The sequence below is a fragment of the Corallococcus sp. CA041A genome (assembly GCF_003612075.1).
Lineage (GTDB): Bacteria > Myxococcota > Myxococcia > Myxococcales > Myxococcaceae > Corallococcus > Corallococcus exiguus.
In genome coordinates this window covers 11,982-28,236 of sequence record NZ_RAWF01000031.1, presented here as the reverse complement: position 1 = coordinate 28,236, position 16,255 = coordinate 11,982, and the positions used below count along the sequence as shown (strand labels likewise).

General features: G+C 71.2%; 16 protein-coding genes. 8 read left to right on the top strand and 8 right to left on the bottom strand.

Annotated features, from left to right (window positions below; all coding sequences use genetic code 11):
* Positions 1 to 30 precede the first annotated feature (30 nt).
* Positions 31 to 501, bottom strand: a complete 471-nt coding sequence (locus D7V77_RS08415) for an FBP domain-containing protein (protein ID WP_120575751.1) — start codon at positions 499 to 501, stop codon at positions 31 to 33.
* 134 nt (positions 502 to 635) lie between these two features.
* Between D7V77_RS08415 and D7V77_RS08410 the strand changes: the two genes are divergently transcribed.
* From D7V77_RS08410 to trxA, 3 genes are all read left to right on the top strand, one after another.
* On the top strand, positions 636 to 1,325 hold the full coding sequence (locus tag D7V77_RS08410; protein WP_147452013.1) for an Ig-like domain-containing protein: 690 nt from the start codon (positions 636 to 638) through the stop codon (positions 1,323 to 1,325).
* 48 nt (positions 1,326 to 1,373) lie between these two features.
* Positions 1,374 to 2,285, top strand: a complete 912-nt coding sequence (locus D7V77_RS08405; RefSeq protein WP_120575749.1) for a LysR family transcriptional regulator — start codon at positions 1,374 to 1,376, stop codon at positions 2,283 to 2,285.
* A gap of 127 nt (positions 2,286 to 2,412) precedes the next feature.
* Positions 2,413 to 2,739 carry a thioredoxin gene (gene trxA / locus D7V77_RS08400; protein WP_120575748.1) on the top strand — a complete coding sequence of 109 codons (327 nt, stop codon included), beginning with the start codon at positions 2,413 to 2,415 and terminating at the stop codon, positions 2,737 to 2,739.
* Positions 2,740 to 2,742: 3 nt separating this feature from the next.
* On the opposite strand, the gene D7V77_RS08395 is transcribed toward trxA, so the two are convergent.
* From D7V77_RS08395 to D7V77_RS08385, 3 genes are read right to left on the bottom strand one after another with little or no spacing between them, the layout of a single operon-like run.
* Entirely contained in the window at positions 2,743 to 4,581 is a 1,839-nt protein-coding gene (locus D7V77_RS08395) for a DHHA1 domain-containing protein (RefSeq protein ID WP_120575747.1), read from the bottom strand.
* A 10-nt stretch (positions 4,582 to 4,591) separates the two neighbouring features.
* The gene (locus tag D7V77_RS08390) at positions 4,592 to 5,170 is read right to left on the bottom strand and encodes a TlpA disulfide reductase family protein (protein ID WP_199733755.1); all 579 of its coding nucleotides are present in this window, start codon (positions 5,168 to 5,170) and stop codon (positions 4,592 to 4,594) included.
* Positions 5,167 to 6,231, bottom strand: coding sequence for a CFI-box-CTERM domain-containing protein (locus D7V77_RS08385; protein ID WP_120575746.1), 1,065 nt, complete (start codon positions 6,229 to 6,231; stop codon positions 5,167 to 5,169). Before D7V77_RS08385 ends, D7V77_RS08390 begins: the two co-directional genes overlap by 4 nt.
* A 113-nt stretch (positions 6,232 to 6,344) precedes the next feature.
* Here D7V77_RS08385 and D7V77_RS08380 point away from each other — a divergent pair, with 113 nt between their 5' ends.
* From D7V77_RS08380 to D7V77_RS08370, 3 genes are all read left to right on the top strand, one after another.
* Positions 6,345 to 6,632 (top strand): hypothetical protein, encoded by a 288-nt coding sequence (locus D7V77_RS08380; RefSeq protein ID WP_120575745.1) that lies wholly within the window; start codon positions 6,345 to 6,347, stop codon positions 6,630 to 6,632.
* Between the two features lie 129 nt (positions 6,633 to 6,761).
* Positions 6,762 to 7,997, top strand: a complete 1,236-nt coding sequence (locus D7V77_RS08375) for a S1C family serine protease (RefSeq protein ID WP_120575744.1) — start codon at positions 6,762 to 6,764, stop codon at positions 7,995 to 7,997.
* 151 nt (positions 7,998 to 8,148) lie between these two features.
* Complete coding sequence (locus D7V77_RS08370) at positions 8,149 to 8,421, top strand: vegetative protein (RefSeq protein WP_120575743.1); 273 nt, start codon at positions 8,149 to 8,151, stop codon at positions 8,419 to 8,421.
* Between the two features lie 37 nt (positions 8,422 to 8,458).
* On the opposite strand, the gene D7V77_RS08365 is transcribed toward D7V77_RS08370, so the two are convergent.
* Positions 8,459 to 9,199: an RNA methyltransferase gene (locus D7V77_RS08365; RefSeq protein ID WP_120575742.1), complete on the bottom strand. Its 741-nt coding sequence runs from the start codon at positions 9,197 to 9,199 to the stop codon at positions 8,459 to 8,461.
* A 51-nt stretch (positions 9,200 to 9,250) separates the two neighbouring features.
* Between D7V77_RS08365 and D7V77_RS08360 the strand changes: the two genes are divergently transcribed.
* On the top strand, positions 9,251 to 9,841 hold the full coding sequence (locus D7V77_RS08360) for a hypothetical protein (protein WP_120575741.1): 591 nt from the start codon (positions 9,251 to 9,253) through the stop codon (positions 9,839 to 9,841).
* Between the two features lie 78 nt (positions 9,842 to 9,919).
* On the top strand, positions 9,920 to 10,876 hold the full coding sequence (locus tag D7V77_RS08355) for a phosphoribosylaminoimidazolesuccinocarboxamide synthase (protein WP_120575740.1): 957 nt from the start codon (positions 9,920 to 9,922) through the stop codon (positions 10,874 to 10,876).
* A 27-nt stretch (positions 10,877 to 10,903) separates the two neighbouring features.
* Here D7V77_RS08355 and purB read toward each other — a convergent pair whose 3' ends face one another.
* The 3 genes from purB to D7V77_RS08340 are packed head-to-tail and all read right to left on the bottom strand — an operon-like array spanning position 10,904 to position 16,241.
* Complete coding sequence (gene purB / locus D7V77_RS08350) at positions 10,904 to 12,217, bottom strand: adenylosuccinate lyase (RefSeq protein WP_120575739.1); 1,314 nt, start codon at positions 12,215 to 12,217, stop codon at positions 10,904 to 10,906.
* Positions 12,214 to 13,173, bottom strand: coding sequence for an ABC transporter substrate-binding protein (locus tag D7V77_RS08345; RefSeq protein ID WP_120575738.1), 960 nt, complete (start codon positions 13,171 to 13,173; stop codon positions 12,214 to 12,216). Before D7V77_RS08345 ends, purB begins: the two co-directional genes overlap by 4 nt.
* Positions 13,173 to 16,241, bottom strand: a complete 3,069-nt coding sequence (locus D7V77_RS08340; protein ID WP_120575737.1) for an SUMF1/EgtB/PvdO family nonheme iron enzyme — start codon at positions 16,239 to 16,241, stop codon at positions 13,173 to 13,175. Before D7V77_RS08340 ends, D7V77_RS08345 begins: the two co-directional genes overlap by 1 nt.
* Positions 16,242 to 16,255: the final 14 nt, after the last annotated feature.

Below are 16,255 nucleotides of genomic sequence, written 5' to 3'. Positions count from 1 at the left end.
GGGCGGGCCCGGACGCGCGGGCCCGCTTCCTCAATCCGCCGAGCCGGGCTCCAAGCCCAGTGCTTCGCTCGCGAAGCGAGCCATGCGCTCCATCAGCCTCGCCTTGTCGTCCAGGACGCTGCGACCGGACCGGTCCGACATGGACTCCAGCCGCTCACCGCAGCGCAGGTCCAGGCAGGTGATCACACCCACCCTGCGCTTCGAGTCGACATCCGTGGTGATCAGCCCCACCTCCGCCACGGTGGGCGTCCGGCACCAGTCACACATCTTGGGCGCAAGGGTCGGGTCTCCGTGCTGATCCCTGCGGAAGGCGATACCCGTGGGCTGCTTGCTCCCCGGCGCGACGAACACCAGGAAGACGCGCACCCCGTATGGATCCACCCACGAAAGGTAGTCCCGCACGAAGAGCGGGAGCTGGGTGCCCTTGGGCAGTTCGACGTGCTTGCGATCCCTGGAGCGGAAGGCTCGCAGCAACTCTTTTTCTGACTCGATTCGGAACATGGCGTGCTCTTACGGACTGCCTTCGAGAACATCCTGAACGTGCGTCAGCCTGATTTTGTCCAACCCTTGCGGACACTGGGTTGAAATCACCACCGCATGCCAGCTTGGCGGGTACTCGCGTTCCGAGGACCCCCATGCACTTATCCCTACGGATCCTGTTGCCCCTGCTGGTCATCGGGTTGGGAGGCATCGCCTGTGGCGATGATGCCTCCTCCCCTCCCAACCAACCCCCCACCGTGAGCGACACCGTCTCCGCACCCACGGCACTGGTCGCGGGAACGACCGGCACCCTGACCATCACCGCGAGAGACCCGGACGGCGACCCGCTGACCTACACATGGATGCAGGTCGCTCCCAGCACAGCGGGCACCTGGGTGGGTGGCACCACGGGTGAGAGCGCGCAGTGGTACTCGCCCGCCGTGGGCACGGAGACCGCGTTCACCTTCCACGTGAGCGTCACGGATGGCGTGAACCCGCCCGTGGTGCGGACCGTCACCGTGCCCGTGTCGGTGCCCCACTACGGCGCGGACATCCAGTCGCTGTGGAACTCCGGGCAGTGCACGAACTGCCACGGCAAGGCCGGCAACCTGAGCCTTGCTCCGCTCAGCAGCCACGCGAGCCTGGTCAACGTCACCGCCAAGGCCTGTGGCACCCTCCAGCGCGTCATGCCCGGCGACCCGGACAACTCGGCGCTCGTACGGAAGATGGAGGGCACGGCGTGCGGAGACCGCATGCCCACGGGCAAGCCGGAGTACTTCGATCAGCACCCGGGCATGAACGTCCTGGTCCGCTCGTGGATCCTCGCGGGCGCGGCCAACGACTGACGCACGGCGGGCTCGCGCCCGCTCCAGCCGGGGCATAGGCTCGCGGTCGTGGCCGCGAACCCGCCCCTGCTGGACGACATGGTGCTCTTCGCGGAGGTGGTGGCGACGGCCAGCATCACCTCCGCGGCGGAGCGCCTGGGCCTGCGCAAGTCCACGGTGAGCCGCCGGCTGGCCGCCCTGGAGGAGCGCCTGGGCATCCGGCTGCTCGAGCGCAACACGCGCAGGCTCCGCCTCACGGAAGCGGGCCGCGAGTACCACGCGCACTGCGCACGGCTCGTCGCCGAGGCCCGAGAGGTGAACGCCGCCGTGAGCGAATCGCGCGGTACGCCCCAGGGCACGCTGCGCATCGCCACGCTGTCGCTGCTGGGCGAACTGCTCACGCCCGTCATCGCGGAGCTGCTCCTGCACCATCCCCGGCTGCGCGTGGAGGTGTCACTCGCGCAGACGCACGTGGACCTCATCGCGGAGGAGTACGACCTGGCGCTGCGCACCGGGCCGCTCGCGGACTCGTCACTGATGGCGCGCAGGCTGGGGCGCCTGCGCACCGGTTACTACGCCAGCCCGCACTACCTCAGCCGCCACGGCACGCCCCGGACGCCCGAAGCGCTGACGACCCACGAGTGCATCCTCCTGGCCGAGTCCGGCACCGACGAGGTGTGGTTCTTCGCCGAAGGCCGGAGCACTCGCACCGTACCGGTGACGGGCCGCCTGCGCGTGCCGAGCGAGCGCGCGGGCCAGGCGGCGGCGCGAGCAGGACTGGGCATCGTCCGGCTCGCGGCATCACTGGTGGCGGACGACGTGCGCGCGGGGCTGCTCGTCCCCGTGCTCGAAACCGACACGCCCCCGGGCCTGCCCATCTTCGCTGTCTACCCGAGCAGCCGGCAGCTGCCCCTCAAGGTGCGCGCCTTCCTGAAGCTGCTGTCCGCACGCGGCGCCGCGCTCCCGTGGCAGGAGGAATAGGGGGCTCCTGGCGGAACAATGCGTCCCGCCAGGGGCGCTCGTCGTCACACCCGCCCGCGATTACATCCCGTGGACACGAGGCGCGGCCCCACGAAAGGCCCGCGCCCTTCACGCAAGGATGGGGCCCATGGCTGGCGACGTCATCGAGCTGGGAGACGCGGAGTTCCAACGCGAGGTGCTGGAGTCGGAGGAACCGGTGCTGGTGGACTTCACCGCCACGTGGTGCCCGCCGTGCCGGGTCCTCGCGCCGGTCATCGACTCGCTGGCCGCCGAGTACAAGGGCCGGATGAAGATGGCCAAGCTCAACGTGGACGACCATCCGAGGACGCCCGAGCAGTACGGCATCCGCGCCATGCCCACCCTGCTGTTCTTCAAGGGCGGGAAGGTGGTGAAGCAGGTGGTGGGCGCCCTGCCCAGGGCGAAGCTGGAGGAGGCCGTGCGCCAGGTGCTCTGACGCTCAGCCCACGCCGCCGGACGGCACCGCGCCCGCGAGCCGCGACTCCACGAAGCGCCGGGTCGCGGTGAGCGCCGCTTCGATGCCGTCCGCGCGAGAGCCGCCGCCCCAGGCCACCTCCGGAGAGCCGCCGCCCTTGCCCTCCACGCACGGCGCCGCCTGGGCCATGAGCTGGCCCGCGTCCACACCCTGGCCCCGGAGCGCGTCGCTCGCGGCTGTCACCAGCACCACCTTGTCGCCGCGCGTGGCGGTGAGCACCACGCCCACGCTGCCCGTCGCCTGCCGCAGCGACTCCACCAACGCCTTGAGGTGCGGGGCCGGAACCTCGCCCACATGCGCGGCGACGAGTGCCGTGTCCCCCCAGCGCGTCGCATCCTGGAGCAGCTGCCGGGCCTGCTCCGCGGGAGGCACGCTCGCAGTCGCCACGGCCTGCGAGGGCTTGCGGCGCGCCTCCTGCTCCAGCCGCGTCAGGCGCTCACGCAAGGCCACCACGCGGCGCATGGGCTGCGGCCAGTTGTGCAGGGGCTCCGACAGCGGCGAAAGCGCGCGCAGCCGGGCCTCGCCCTCCAGCCGGGCGGCGGACTCCAGCGAGGTCTCCAGCGCGTCCACCTGCTCGCGCAGCGCCCGGGCCGCTTCGCGCGGCGTCTGGCCCGTGGGCGGCGTGAAGGGCAGCGTCAGCGGTCCGAAGCCGACGATGCCGTCGCCATCAATCTTGCGCAGCATCGCGTTCGCCGCGGGCCGCACCCCGCCGTTGACGTAGCGCTGCAGCGTGCGCCACGCGTACTGGCGGAAGCCCGACAGGTGCTTCACGTAATACGCGGTCCAGCGGGGCACCGGCTGAGAACCGCGCAGGCTCTTGAACGGATCCGCCCCCGGCCCCAGCTCGATGGTGAGCCCCACCTCCAGCGCGTCCTGCATCAGCCGGTGCACGAGCCCTCGGTACAGGCCCAGCTCCTGCGGCAGCGACAGGTCATAGCCGAACAGCGGGGACCAGACCGTGTCGTCGCTGACGTGCGTGGCATAGAAGCCGTCCACGCGTCCGTCCTTCACCGCGAGCCAGTACTGGAAGATTCCCTCGCGCAGCGTCCACGCGAACCACTCCTCCGTGAAGTCGAGCGTGGAGTGGTACTTGTCCGCGTTGAGCGACCGGTACAGCTCCCGCAGCCGGGGCGCGCAATCCGGCATCTCCCGCCCGTCCACGATGCGGTAGCCCGCGGCCTCCAGCAGCCGTCCGTCGCGGCGCCGGTTCTCGCGCACCTGCCGGCTGACCTCGTGCGTGGGCAGCGTCATGCGCGTGTGCGACCCGTAGACGAAGCCGTAGTCCCGCGCGGCCAGCGTGTTGAGCAGGGGCGACGCGTTCGCCGGGTTGATGGCGGGGAACACGATGGCGTGTCCGGGGAACTGCTCCACCAGGAAGGCGGTGAGTCGCTCCAGCTGTGCCTCGTCCAGGCTCACGCTCAGGTTGCGCAGCACCAGCCAGTGGTCCACGTAGACGCACTTGTCGATGCGCGCCGCCTTCAACATCCCGCCCAGCGTCCGCATGGCCCCGCGCATCACCACCGCGCGCGCCGCGCCGTACGTCTCCGCCGTCACGGCCGCCACCGGCAGGCCGATGTAGCGCACCCACAACGAATGCAGCGGGGAGTTGCCGTACTCCGCTTCGTTGATGGCCAGCGGGATGCGCAGGTCATCCATCGCCAGCAGCCGCAGGGTGGTGCGGTCGGAGAGGAAGGCGGTGCTGCCGCGCTTCATCAGCGGGACGAAGTAGTCGCGCGAGAGACGCGCTTGCGGCGTCTCCGGCCAGGCGCACGCGTCGACCGTGTCCGCGTCGTAGAGGGTCATGCCCTCCACTCTAGCGCTTGAGTGCGCGCTCGATGCGGCGGCGCAGTCCGTCCTCGGACAGCATGCCGCGCTGCGCGTCGATGACCTTCCCGTCCCGGTCCAGGAAGTAGAGCGTGGGCAGCGCATTCACCTGGAATGCGCGCGCCACGTCGTCGTCCGCGTACACCACGTACGGGCGCAGGTCCGGCTGGAAGCGCTGGAGGAAGTAGTCCACCTCCTGCGACGCCGTGGAGCCCTCGTCCCGGCTGGCCGCCACGAAGACGAGCCCCTGGGACTCGTACTCCTTGGCCAGCTTCACCAGGGACGGCATCTCCTCGCGGCACGGCGGACACCACGTGGCCCAGAAGTCGAGCATCACCACGCTCCCCTTCAGGTCCGACAGCGCGAGCGAGCCGCCCTCGTGCTTCGTCAGCTGGAAGGACGGCGGCGACGCCCCGTCAGGCACCAGCCGCGCACGCTGCGCCTCGCGCACGCCCAGGAACGCCAGCGCCGCCAACCCCAGCACCGCCACCACGGACAGCGCCGTCTTGGCCTTGTCCCCGCGCGCGCCCGGCGGCGGCGTCCCTTCCGTCCCAGCCTGCTGTGTCATCCGCGTTCCTTCCGTGTCAGGCGGCCGTGCACCCGCGTCAGGGCCCAGCGCACCCCGGCCCGCACCCGCGGTCGGCGCACCACCCACGCCGCCAGCGGAGGGCCCCAATAATAGTACCCGTCGATGAACCCCTGGCCGAGCCGGCTCTTCCGGAGCACGTCATCGCGGTAGGCCCGGAACGCCACCAGCTCCGGCGCGCCCTCGCCAAAGGCCGCCGTCACCACGAAGCACGACGACGCGGGGCTCACCCACATCAGCTTGCCGTTGGTGAGGTTCACCACGACCTTCAACTCCCGCTGCTCCGTGTAGAGGAAGGCCAGCAGGTCGCGCCGCGCGGCCGGGAACTCCTGTCCGCCCGCCTCCTCGAAGTCGATGCGCGTGCTGACGGTGCTGCCCACCTCATCCACCGTGAAGCGGTAGCGCTTGGAGCTGCGCCGGTGCTCCACCTCCAGGCCCTTCAATTCGCCGAAGTAGGACAGGAAGGGCACCCGGCACGCCGGGCAGACGAAGCGGTGGTAGGCGTGCGTCGGGACGAAGGCGTAGTCCCCCAAGCGCTTGCAGCCCGTGTTGGGGCACACCAGCTTCACCGTCGCCTGGGCCGCGTTGCGCGGGTCGTAGCGCGACAGGCCGGAGTCCTTGTCGAACACCGGCGGAGGCCGCGGCGGCTGGCCCACCATCTGACGCGTGGGGTGCGCGGCGCGCTCCAGCTCCTGGGCCTTTCGCCACGCCAGCTCCGCCGCCTCCAGCCGGCCGTCCGCGGTGTGCACCAGCGCCTCCGCGTGCGCGCGCAGGGCCGCCACCAGCCGGTCCACCAGCGGCGACACCGCCGGCTCGCGCGCCACCGCGAAGGCCTCCGCCAGCACCCGCTCCATCTCCGGCAGGAGCGCCTGGGCCGCCTTGCGCGACGGATCCTCCGCCCGCCGGTACACCGGAGGCTCCGGAAGTTTCGCGAACAACGCCGAGGCCTGGGCCCGCACGCGCTCCAGCGCCGCGTCCCCCCGCCCCACGTCCAATCCCGCCGCCCGCGTCTGGGCGGCCCTGATGAGTTCTTCGGGCTGCAAGGGCGTGGACCTTAGGGGCCCCCAGGCCCCCTGTCAGCGACTGAGGAGCGACAGGTCAGGAAACTCGCCATGTGCCCGGGGTCGATGTAAGACGACGTAGGAGGATGTGAATCATGGGCGTGTTGAAGTTCCTGGTCTGGACGACCTGCGCTGTGGGTCTGGGCGTCTTCCTGGCGCGGGGCAACGTGGACGGCCGGTCCCCGCTGGAGCACATGGAGCGCACCTGGAAGCGCACCGTGAACCCCTCCACCTTGGACAAGGTGAAGGGCAGCGTGGGGGACGCGCTGGACGACGCGAAGGGCGCCGTGTCCCAGAAGTCCGCCAACGCGGCGGGCCCGCGCGAGCGCATCACCGCCGAGGACCGGGCGGCCATCAACGACATCATCGCCAAGAAGAAGTAGGCGCCGCGTTGCGTCCGGGCACCCCGTAGGGCCGGTTGCTGATCGCCGGCCTCCCCCTTCCGCCCGCCCCACCCCGTGCCTAGCTTGCGCCGGGGCATTGGGTTGGACGGTGGTGGGAAGGCGGGGCCCATGGGTTGGTCGCGGTTCGGGGGCGGCATCAGGGTGGCGGTGCTGGCGTGCGCGCTGGGGACAGCGGGCAGCGCCGCGGCACGCCCCCCCGGAAAGTTGTGGCTGGAGGCGCAGAACCGCGCCGTCTCCCGGCAGCACTCCAACATCAGTGACGTGGCCCGCAAGGCGATGCCGGCCGTGGTGTCCATCACCACGCGCCAGGACCTCGCGGAGGTGGCTCCGGGCGAGGAGCCCCAGCGCGGCATCGGCTCCGGGTTCATCATCCATCCGGACGGTTACATCCTCACCAGCGCGCACGTGGTGGACGGGGCCTCGGAGGTCACCATCTCCATCCGCAGCGCCAACGGCTACGTGGAGGAGTTCCCCGCCACGGTGGTGGGCGAGGACGAGCGCACGGACTGCGCGCTCCTCAAGGTGGACGCGCCCCGGAAGCTGCCGGTGCTGAAGCTCGCGTCCGCGTCCCACGTGGGCATCGCGGACTGGGTGGTCGTCATCGGCAACCCGTTCGGCCTGGCGCACTCCGTGACGGTGGGCGTGGTGAGCTACGTCGGCCGCACGGACGTGACGCCCAACGGCCGCGACGGCGACTTCGACTACCTGCAGATGGACGCCTCCATCAACCCGGGCAACTCCGGCGGACCGGTGCTCGACCTGCACGGCGACGTGGTGGCGGTGGCCAACGCCGTCAACGTGTCCGGCCAGGGCATCGGGTTCGCCATCCCCATCGACATCGCGAAGACGGTGATTCCGCAGCTCAAGGCCCACGGGCGCATGCGCCGGGGGTGGATGGGCATCAGCGTGCAGGACTTCTCCCCGGAGGTGGCGCAGGCGTTCAACCTGAACCCGCGAGGCCGGGGCGTGGTGGTGACGGACGTGGTGGAGGACGGCCCCGCCGCCCGCGCGGGCCTGCGCACCGGGGACGTCATCCTGAACATGGACCGGCTGTCCGTGGCGCGGGCGCACACGCTGCGCTGGCAGGTGGCCGCGCGCGGCGTGGGCCAGCACATCCGGCTGCAGCTGCGCCGGCTGGGCCGCCCCGTGACACTGAAGGTGAAGCTGGAGGACCTGCCCCTGGTGGAGTCGGCGCCGTCCACGCTGGCCTCGGGTGGCACGCCAGGCGAGCGCGCAGCCAGCGCCCGCTCCGTGCTGGAGGAGCTGCTCTCCCCGGTGCCGCGCACCCAATCCGGACGGTCCGGAGGCATTCCCAAGGCCGAGGACGGCCTGGCCGCCCCCTGACGGATGGGGCCTCCAGGGCCCTGGCGGGTCTCCAGGCTCCTTGCGTTCCGCGAAACCCGGCGATACACCGTCCGCCTTCACATCGTGGCGGATCCACCCCCAGGTGGCGTCACGGGTCTTCCAAGCATCGATTCGCAGGAGAGTCCGTACCATGGCCGAGGCCACCCAGACGACGAAGCCCACCCATTGGCCGCGCACCGCCAAGGGCAACGGCAAGAAGGCGTGCACCGTGGAGGGCTGCAAGCGCCCCTACCGCGCCAAGAGCTACTGCTTCTTCCACTTCAAGAAGTGGCGCCAGGGCGAGCTGCCCCACACGCGCTACCGCGTGTGCTCCAAGCCGGAGTGCCGCGCCAAGGTCGGCCCCAAGGCCGGTCTGTGCGAGAAGCACTTCGCCGAGACCTACAAGAAGGAAGCGGCGGCCTAAGTCGCCCCGGCTGTTCGCGTGGCGCCGGCCCCCCGCCTCACTCGCGGGGAGTCCCCGGCGCCACCGCGCGGCCCAGATGCTTGAAGGCGTTGAGCCACAGCTCCGCCTCTCGCTGGGTCAGTCGCGCACGCATCAACGTCCGCTCCAGTTCATGCAGCACGTGCTGCGGCGCCTCCGGGTTGAGGAAGTCCGCCGCCAGCATCGCCGCGCGCATGCGCCCGCTCAGCGCGTTGAGCGTCCCCAGCCGCGCGCCTGCCTCCTCCTCCTGAGGCAGCACGGGCGCGGACGTGAGCCCCTGCCGGTGGCAGAGGTACAGGAGCACCGCGGAGGACTGCGCCAGGTTCATGGACGGCTGCACGTCCGACGTGGGGATGACGAGCAGGTCCTGGCAGTGGGTGAGGTCCTCGTCGGACAGCCCGCGCTGCTCCCCGCCGAACAGGAGCGCCACCCGCCCCCGAGTGCTCTCCTCCGCCAGCCGCCGCGCCGCGTCCTCCGGCGTCAGGGGGGCGCGCTTCACCACCTGGGTGCGCGACGTGGTGCCCACCACGTACACACAGTCCTCCAGGGCCTCCGCCAGGGTGGGTGCGACGCGCATGCCCGAAAGGATGTGGCCGCTCTTCACGGCCATCCGCTCCGCCAGGCTGAAGTCCTGGACCACGGGCTCCGAGAGGATGAGACGTTCGAAACCGAAGTTCGCCATGACCCGGCAGACAGCACCGAGGTTGTCGGGTGAACGGGTCTGATGAAGGACGACAGTCAGCTCCGCACCTGGTCGCATGCACCGGAGTTTAGCTGGTGGTGCGTCGGCGTGATCGGTATATTCCCGTTGATGCGTCGCTGGGTCCCTGGCCTGCTCCTGTCGCTGTCCCTGCTCACCACCGCGTGTGATGGCACGGGTGCGCCCGTGCGCTCCTCGCTCACGGCGCGGCAGGCGCTGAGCAGCTCGCCAGAGGTGGTGGAGTTCGAGTCCCCGTCCGTCCGCCTGGAGCTCTTCCGGGACATCGCGCGCCAGTCGGAGCAGCAGGCCGGGCAGTCCGCGCAGGGCGTGGCGCTCTTCCCCATCATCCAGGGCAACGAGTTCGTCGCGGCGCCGGGCTTCGAGCCTCGCGCGGACCTGCTCCAGCCGCCGGAGGCGGGCAGCGGCCTCCAGTTCGTCTTCGACGCGCGGACGGGCGACCGTTGGCCGGAGGACCGGCGGGAGAGCCTGCAGGGCCTGTCGGAGCGCGAGGCCGCGGAGCTGGTGGCGCGCACGCTGCTGGCACTGTGGGGCATCCAGCCGGAGGGCGCGGTGCGGGTGGACCGGGCCGCGGGCGCGCCGTACGCGGTCGCCTACGTGGACGGCATCCTGCGCATCAACCCGGCGTTCCTCTACCTGGCAACGGCCTACGGTCCTGCTTCCATGACGGCGGGCCTCCAGTAGAGTCGCGCGCCTCATGAGCTGGCCCCGCTCCCGCCCCTTCCCGGCGGTCAGTGGCCGGGGCCGCGAGGCGCCTCCGACGTGAACACCTCCGCCCTCCACGCGCAACTCACCCACACGCTTCGCCAGACGGACCTGCCGTCGCTCGGCACGCCCTACAAGGGCAAGGTTCGCGACACGTACCGCAAGGGCGACACGCTCATCCTCGTGACGAGCGACCGCCTCTCCGCGTTCGACCACGTGCTCACCACCATCCCCTTCAAGGGCGAGGTGCTCAACCGCCTGGCGGCCTTCTGGTTCGACCGCACGAAGCACATCGTCCCTAACCACGTGCTGGACGTGCCGGACGCGAACGTCACCGTGGCGCGCGCCTGCCAGCCCTACTCCGTGGAGGTGGTGGTGCGCGGCTACCTCACGGGCAGCCTGTGGCGCGACTACGAGAAGGGCACGCACACTGCCTACGGCGTGCCCTTCGCGGAAGGGCTGCGCAAGGACAGCGCGTTCGAAGCGCCCATCCTCACGCCGTCCACCAAGGCCGAGTACGGCAAGCACGACGAGCCCATCTCCGAGGCGGAAATCCTCTCGCGCGGGCTGGCCACGCCGCGCGACTGGGCCCGCATCACGGAGGCCGCCCGGGGTCTGTTCCAGGAGGGCCAGAAGTGGGCGCGCACGCGCGGCCTCATCCTGGTGGATACGAAGTACGAGTTCGGGAAGGTGGGCGACGAGCTCTACGTCATCGACGAGATGCACACCCCGGACTCCAGCCGCTACTGGGTGGCGGACGAGTACGAAGCGCGCTTCGCCAAGGGCGAGGACCAGAAGATGTTGGACAAGGAGAACATCCGCCAGTGGCTCATCCGCGAGCGGAACTTCTCCGGCCACGGCGCGCTGCCCGCCATCCCGGACGACGTGCGCGTGGACCTGGCCACCAAGTACGTGGCCGCCTACGAGCGCATCACCGGCACGTCCCTGGTGCTGACGCCCGGGGACGTGCACGCGCGCATCGAAGAGCACCTGCGGGCGAAGGGCTATCTCTAGCCCCCTCGCCCCAAGCCGCGCGGCGCTTCAGTTCGCGCGGCCGAAGACGCGCTGGAACACCGCGTCCATCTGGCGCGTGTGGTAGCCCGGGGAGAAGCAGTCGGAGACCTCCTCGGGCGTCATCATCTTGAGCAGGTCCGCGTCGTTCAGCAGGGCCTGCCGGAAGTCCACGCCCTCCTCGAACATCCTCATCGCGTTGCGCTGGACGACGACGTACGCGGCCTGCCGGTCCATGCCCTTGCGAGCGAGCTCCAGCAGCAGGCGCTGCGAGTTCACCACGCCACCCAGCAGGTCCAGGTTCTTCTTCATCTGCTCCGGGTAGACGCGCATGTTCTCCACCAGGCCCGCGAAGCGGTGGAGCATGAAGTCCAGCAGGACGGTGGCGTCCGGACCAATCACGCGCTCCACCGACGAGTGCGAGATGTCCCGCTCGTGCCACAGCGCCACGTCCTCCATGGCGCTGACCGCGTAGCCGCGCAGCAGGCGCGCCAGGCCCGTGAGGTTCTCCGACAGGATGGGGTTGCGCTTGTGCGGCATGGCGCTGCTCCCCTTCTGTCCCGCCGTGAAGGGCTCCTCCGCCTCGCGCACCTCCGTGCGCTGGAGATGGCGGATTTCCACGGCGAACTTCTCCAGGCTCGCGCCGACGAGGGCGATGGCGGTGAAGAACTCCGCGTGCCGGTCGCGCTGCACCACCTGGCTGGAGGCGGGCGCGGGCGTGAGGCCCAGCTTCTGGCAGACGTGCTCCTCCACGGACGGCGGCAGGTGCGCGAACGTGCCCACCGCTCCGGAAATCTTGCCCACGGCGATGGTGTCGCGCGCGTGCTGAAGGCGCGTGCGGCCCCGGCGCAGCTCGTCGTACCAGATGGCCAGCTTGTGCCCGAAGGTGATGGGCTCCGCGTGGATGCCGTGGCTGCGGCCCATCTGCAGCGTGTGCTTGTGCTCGAAGGCGCGCTTCTCCACCGCGGCCATCACTCGGTCCATGCCCTTCAGGAGCAGGTCCACGGAGTCGCGCAGGGTGAGGCCCAGCGACGTGTCCAGCACGTCCGAGGACGTCATGCCCAGGTGCAGCCAGCGGGCGCTGGGGCCCACGCGCTCCTCCACGAAGGTGAGGAAGGCGATGACGTCGTGCTTGGTGGTGCGCTCAATCTCCTCGATGCGCGCGGCGTCCGCTTCGGTGAAGTCACCGGCGCGGGCGAGGCAGTCCGCCAGCGCGTCCTTGGGGGCGAGGCCTTGCGCGACCATGCCCTCCAGCGCGGCGAGCTCCACGTCGCGCCAGCGGCGGTAGCGGGCGACGTCGGACCAGAGGGAGGCCATTTCGGGACGGCTGTAGCGTGGAATCACTCGTAGACCTTCACGGCAAAGTCCCGGCGCGCCGCGAACCGGAGCACTTCCAGCGCGACGTCACAGGACGGACCTGACTTCTTCGCGGCGGTGATGTTGAACGAGAGGTCCAGGCCTTCGGGCCGCGCCACCGCCAGCGCGCCGGGGTCGACCTTCTCGAGGATGATGCGATTCGCCAGCCTCCCCGCCTGCTGACCGAGCGCCAGCGGGGCCGGCGAGAGGGCCAGCGTCGCGCCCTCCTTCACCTGGCTGGCCGTGAGCGCCACCAGCGGCACCTTGCGAGAGGCACTGAAGGCGATGAGCGCCTGGACGACGGAAGCGTTGCCCACGGTCTTGTCCGCAACCATCAGGAGGCCGTCGACCTTCCCCGCCGCGCCCTCCAGCACCTCGCCCACGCGCTCCTGCGCCTCCACGGCCAGCGGGACGATGGTGAGCCCCAGGCCAGCGCCAGCGGAGCGGGCCTGCGCCACCGCGCCCGCCGAGGAGCGCGGGTCATGCAGGATGCCCACGCGCTTCGCGCCGGGAGCCACGGCCTTGAGCGCGGCCAGCTCCGGCCCGAAGTCACTGGTGAGCGCGATGCCGGTGACGTTGGAAGCCTCCAGGCCGTACTTCTCGTGGTACGGCACCATGGCGAAGAGCACGGGCACGTCCTCGCCCAGCGAGCGGCGCGCGGCGTTGGCGGCCAGCGGCCCCAGGGCGAGCACCAGCGCGGGCTTCTGCGCGGCCAGCGACTTGAAGACGCGCGCGGCCTCCGTGGGGCTTTCCTCCAGGGTCAGCTCGGTGACGTCCGCGCGGACCTCGGACGTGAAGCCGGCGAGGAAGGAGGCGTACGGCGCCAGGCTCGAGGACTTCACGGCCACCACGCGAGGCCGGACAGGACTGCGCGATGACGCCTGCGCGAGGGCGACGACGGGCAGGAGGAGCGTGAGGAGCGCGAGCCTCCGGAGCGTCGTCATCACGGCGCGTCTTGGCAGCAGCGGAAGCCCACGTTCGCGGCCTTCAACGTCGGAGCACTCCGGCGGCGCGCGGAGCAGCGGGCAGTGTCGCCGGCCGTGTCGAAGGCGCCGCCCTTGATGAGCAGCTCCTCGGAGTTGGGGTTGGAGTTGGGGGACTTGGAGGCGGTCCACTCGGCGACGTTGCCGGAGAGGTCCGCCACGCCGTAGCCGGAGTGGCAGGCATGTTGGGCTCCGGACTGCGCCAGGGTGTGCGTCGCGGTCGCATCCGTCGTGCCGGTGTTGCAGGCCGTCTGGACCTGCTCTTCGCCGGTGGAGAAGCGCGCGTTGCCAGGGCCCTTGCAGGCCTTCTCCCACTCCTCCTCCGAGCACAGCCGCTTGCCGAGTCCTTCGCAGGCGGCCTTCGCGTCGAGCCACGTCGCGGAGACGCGGGGCTTGCGGCCGGCCTGGTTGGGAAACTCGTATTCGTCGACGCAGAACGAGTTCACCGTGACGCTGGCCATGGGCATTTCGTCGGAGGAGCCGGACGCCTGCAGGTCCTCCGGGGACGAGCCCATCTTGAAGCTGCCGCCGCTCACCAGGCGCATGCCAGCCGGACAGGAGCCCGTGGCCAGGATGCCGTCCCCCGCGGCGGCGGTCCCGGGCGTGGCGGGCGTGGGGCTGTTCTTCGCGGCCTGGGCCTGGCGCAGGCGCAGGTAGAGGTAGCCACCGCCCGCGCCCAGCGCGATGCCGGCCACCGCGAGGATGATCATCCACACCATCGAACTGGGGCCGGAGCGGACCGGCTTCGCCTGCGTGGCCCGCGTCGTGGGAAGCGTGTGCAGGCCAGAGGTGGAAGGCGGCAGCCGGCGCGCCGAGGAGCGGACACCCGACACTTCCGGCGGGGGTTCGCCCTTGCGCGAGCGGCCGCCCGTGGAGTTCTCGCCGTGAACGCCAGAAGCGCGGACCGCGCCCTGGGCCGCCGAGGCTCGCGGGGCGCGGGGACCCGAGGGGTCCGAGCCGCGCGAGTTCACCGACGACACCGCGCCCGAGGCCCGAGGGTTGCGGCCACCGCGGCTGGAGGAACGGGACTCCGAGGGTTCGTCGTCGTCGGAGTTACGGCCGGACCGTGACTCCGTGGCGGATGCATCCGCGTTGCGATTGCTGGACCGGCTGTCGGAGGACGCCTCACCGCCGCGACCGGAGCGTCCGCCGCCCGACGAGGACTCACCGCGACCGGAGCGCTCGTCACTCAGGGCGGCTTCACCGCGACCATTGGAGCGCGCGTCGCCAGCGGCGGCCTCGCCACGGCCGTTGGAGCGGCCCTCACCCGATGCAGCTTCACCGCGACCGTTGGACCCGAGGTTGCCCGAGGAGGACTCGCCGCGACCGGAGCGCCCGTCACTGGACGATTCGCCGCGCCCCGAGCGTCCATCGCCGGACGAGGCTTCACCGCGACCGGAGCGCCCGTCGCTGGACGCTTCACCCCGACCGTTGGAGCGAAGGTCGCCCGAAGAGGCTTCACCGCGACCGGAGCGCCCCTCGCCCACGGCGGCTTCACCCCGACCATTGGAGCGCCCGTCGCTGGAAGAGGACTCACCGCCTCCACGGGCAGCGGACCGCGCCTCGGACGCGCCCTCCGCGGAGCGGGCGCCGCGAGGATCCGCCGGGAACGACGGCTCCTCCGCCTTCGCGAAGATGCGCATCACCGGCTCGGCGGCCTTGGCCGGAGCCGCGCGCGGTTCATCCCCCGGGCGCGAAGCCGCACGGACCTCCTGCTGCGTCGCCCCGTCGGGGGCCTGCCCCAGGAGCCGAGGGTCCTGCGCCGCCGCCTCCGCACCCTTGCGGCCCGCCGGCGCCACCGCGCGCATCTCCTGCTGCGTCGCCGCGTCGGACACGGAGCGCGCTTCCGGCCCCGTGATGTAGTCCAGCGCCTGCGCGTTCGAGCCCAGGATGGCCGCCAGCGTCGCCGCGTCCAGCGGCTGCGTCGCATCCGGCGGAGGCGAGTCGTCCACCGCCGGGATGGGCGCGGCCGGCGTGGGCGCGCTCGCCACCGGCATCATGCCCGTGGGCACCGGCGGCAGCGGCTTGTTCGCCGCGCGCGCGGCCACCGCGGACGGCGGCAGTGCGCCCGACGCGGGCATCGCGCGCTGCCTCGACGCCGCGGCCGGGTGCCGATGCACCAGCGCCGCGAACTCCGCGTGCAGATCACCGCCCGACTTCGGACGGGCCAGCGGGTTCACGTTGAGCGCGCGCCGGTAGAGGGACTCGAACGCGGGCGGCAGGTCCGGATGCCGCACCGACACCTCGGGAACTCCGCCGTCCTCCGGCAGGAGGCCCGTCACCATCTCCCCCATCAACACGCCCAGCGAGTACACGTCCATGCGCGTGTCCAGCTCCGCGCCATTCACGTACTCGGGAGCGATGTACGCCGCCGCCCGGTGCCCCTTCTGCGCCTGCACGAAGGGCAGGTGCGGCACCGCGAGCCCCAGCCCGTAGTCCGACACCTTCAACAGGTCCGGCAGGACGAAGACGTTCTCCGGCTTCACGTCCGAGTGCGGCCCGAAGCGGTGCGCCCCGTCCAGCGCCGCCGCCATCTGCGCCAGCAGCGGCTCCACTTCCTTCAGCGTGAACAGCTGCCCCTTCGCCGCGCGCTGCTCCATCATCCGGCGCAGCGAGAGCCCTTCCAGCAGCTGCATGGTGAAGAAGGGCCGGTCCCCGTCCACGCCCTCCTCGTACACGCGCACCAGGTTGGGGTGGTTGAGCTTCTTGCCCACCCGCATGGACAGCGCGAACTGCGTGCGCTCCTCCGGCTGCTGCACCAGCCGGGGCTGGATGACCTTCAGCGCCACCTCCACGTCAATGGCCTGGTCCTGCGCGCGGAAGACGAAGCCCAGAGGCCCCGCCCCTACGACTTCCTGGATGGCGTAACGGTCAGCGACGACGTCGCCCGGCTTGTACGGCGCGCCTTCCGTGCCTCGCTTGCGCGCCGCCCCCGCTGCCTGACGCGCGGCCGCGTCGAACTTCTGGCCACACGTGGCGCAGGTTTCACTCGTATCAGGGACATGGCTGCCGCAGCGGTAGCAGAGCAAAGCAGTGAAACTCC

Coding starts and splice junctions, on each gene's coding strand:
- D7V77_RS08415 (WP_120575751.1), bottom strand. CDS start 501: ATGTTCCGAATCGAGTCAGAAAAAGAGTTGCTGCGAGCCTTCCGCTCC.
- D7V77_RS08410 (WP_147452013.1), top strand. CDS start 636: ATGCACTTATCCCTACGGATCCTGTTGCCCCTGCTGGTCATCGGGTTG.
- trxA (WP_120575748.1), top strand. CDS start 2,413: ATGGCTGGCGACGTCATCGAGCTGGGAGACGCGGAGTTCCAACGCGAG.
- D7V77_RS08395 (WP_120575747.1), bottom strand. CDS start 4,581: ATGACCCTCTACGACGCGGACACGGTCGACGCGTGCGCCTGGCCGGAG.
- D7V77_RS08390 (WP_199733755.1), bottom strand. CDS start 5,170: ATGACACAGCAGGCTGGGACGGAAGGGACGCCGCCGCCGGGCGCGCGC.
- D7V77_RS08380 (WP_120575745.1), top strand. CDS start 6,345: ATGGGCGTGTTGAAGTTCCTGGTCTGGACGACCTGCGCTGTGGGTCTG.
- D7V77_RS08375 (WP_120575744.1), top strand. CDS start 6,762: ATGGGTTGGTCGCGGTTCGGGGGCGGCATCAGGGTGGCGGTGCTGGCG.
- D7V77_RS08370 (WP_120575743.1), top strand. CDS start 8,149: ATGGCCGAGGCCACCCAGACGACGAAGCCCACCCATTGGCCGCGCACC.
- D7V77_RS08365 (WP_120575742.1), bottom strand. CDS start 9,199: ATGCGACCAGGTGCGGAGCTGACTGTCGTCCTTCATCAGACCCGTTCA.
- D7V77_RS08360 (WP_120575741.1), top strand. CDS start 9,251: ATGCGTCGCTGGGTCCCTGGCCTGCTCCTGTCGCTGTCCCTGCTCACC.
- D7V77_RS08345 (WP_120575738.1), bottom strand. CDS start 13,173: ATGACGACGCTCCGGAGGCTCGCGCTCCTCACGCTCCTCCTGCCCGTC.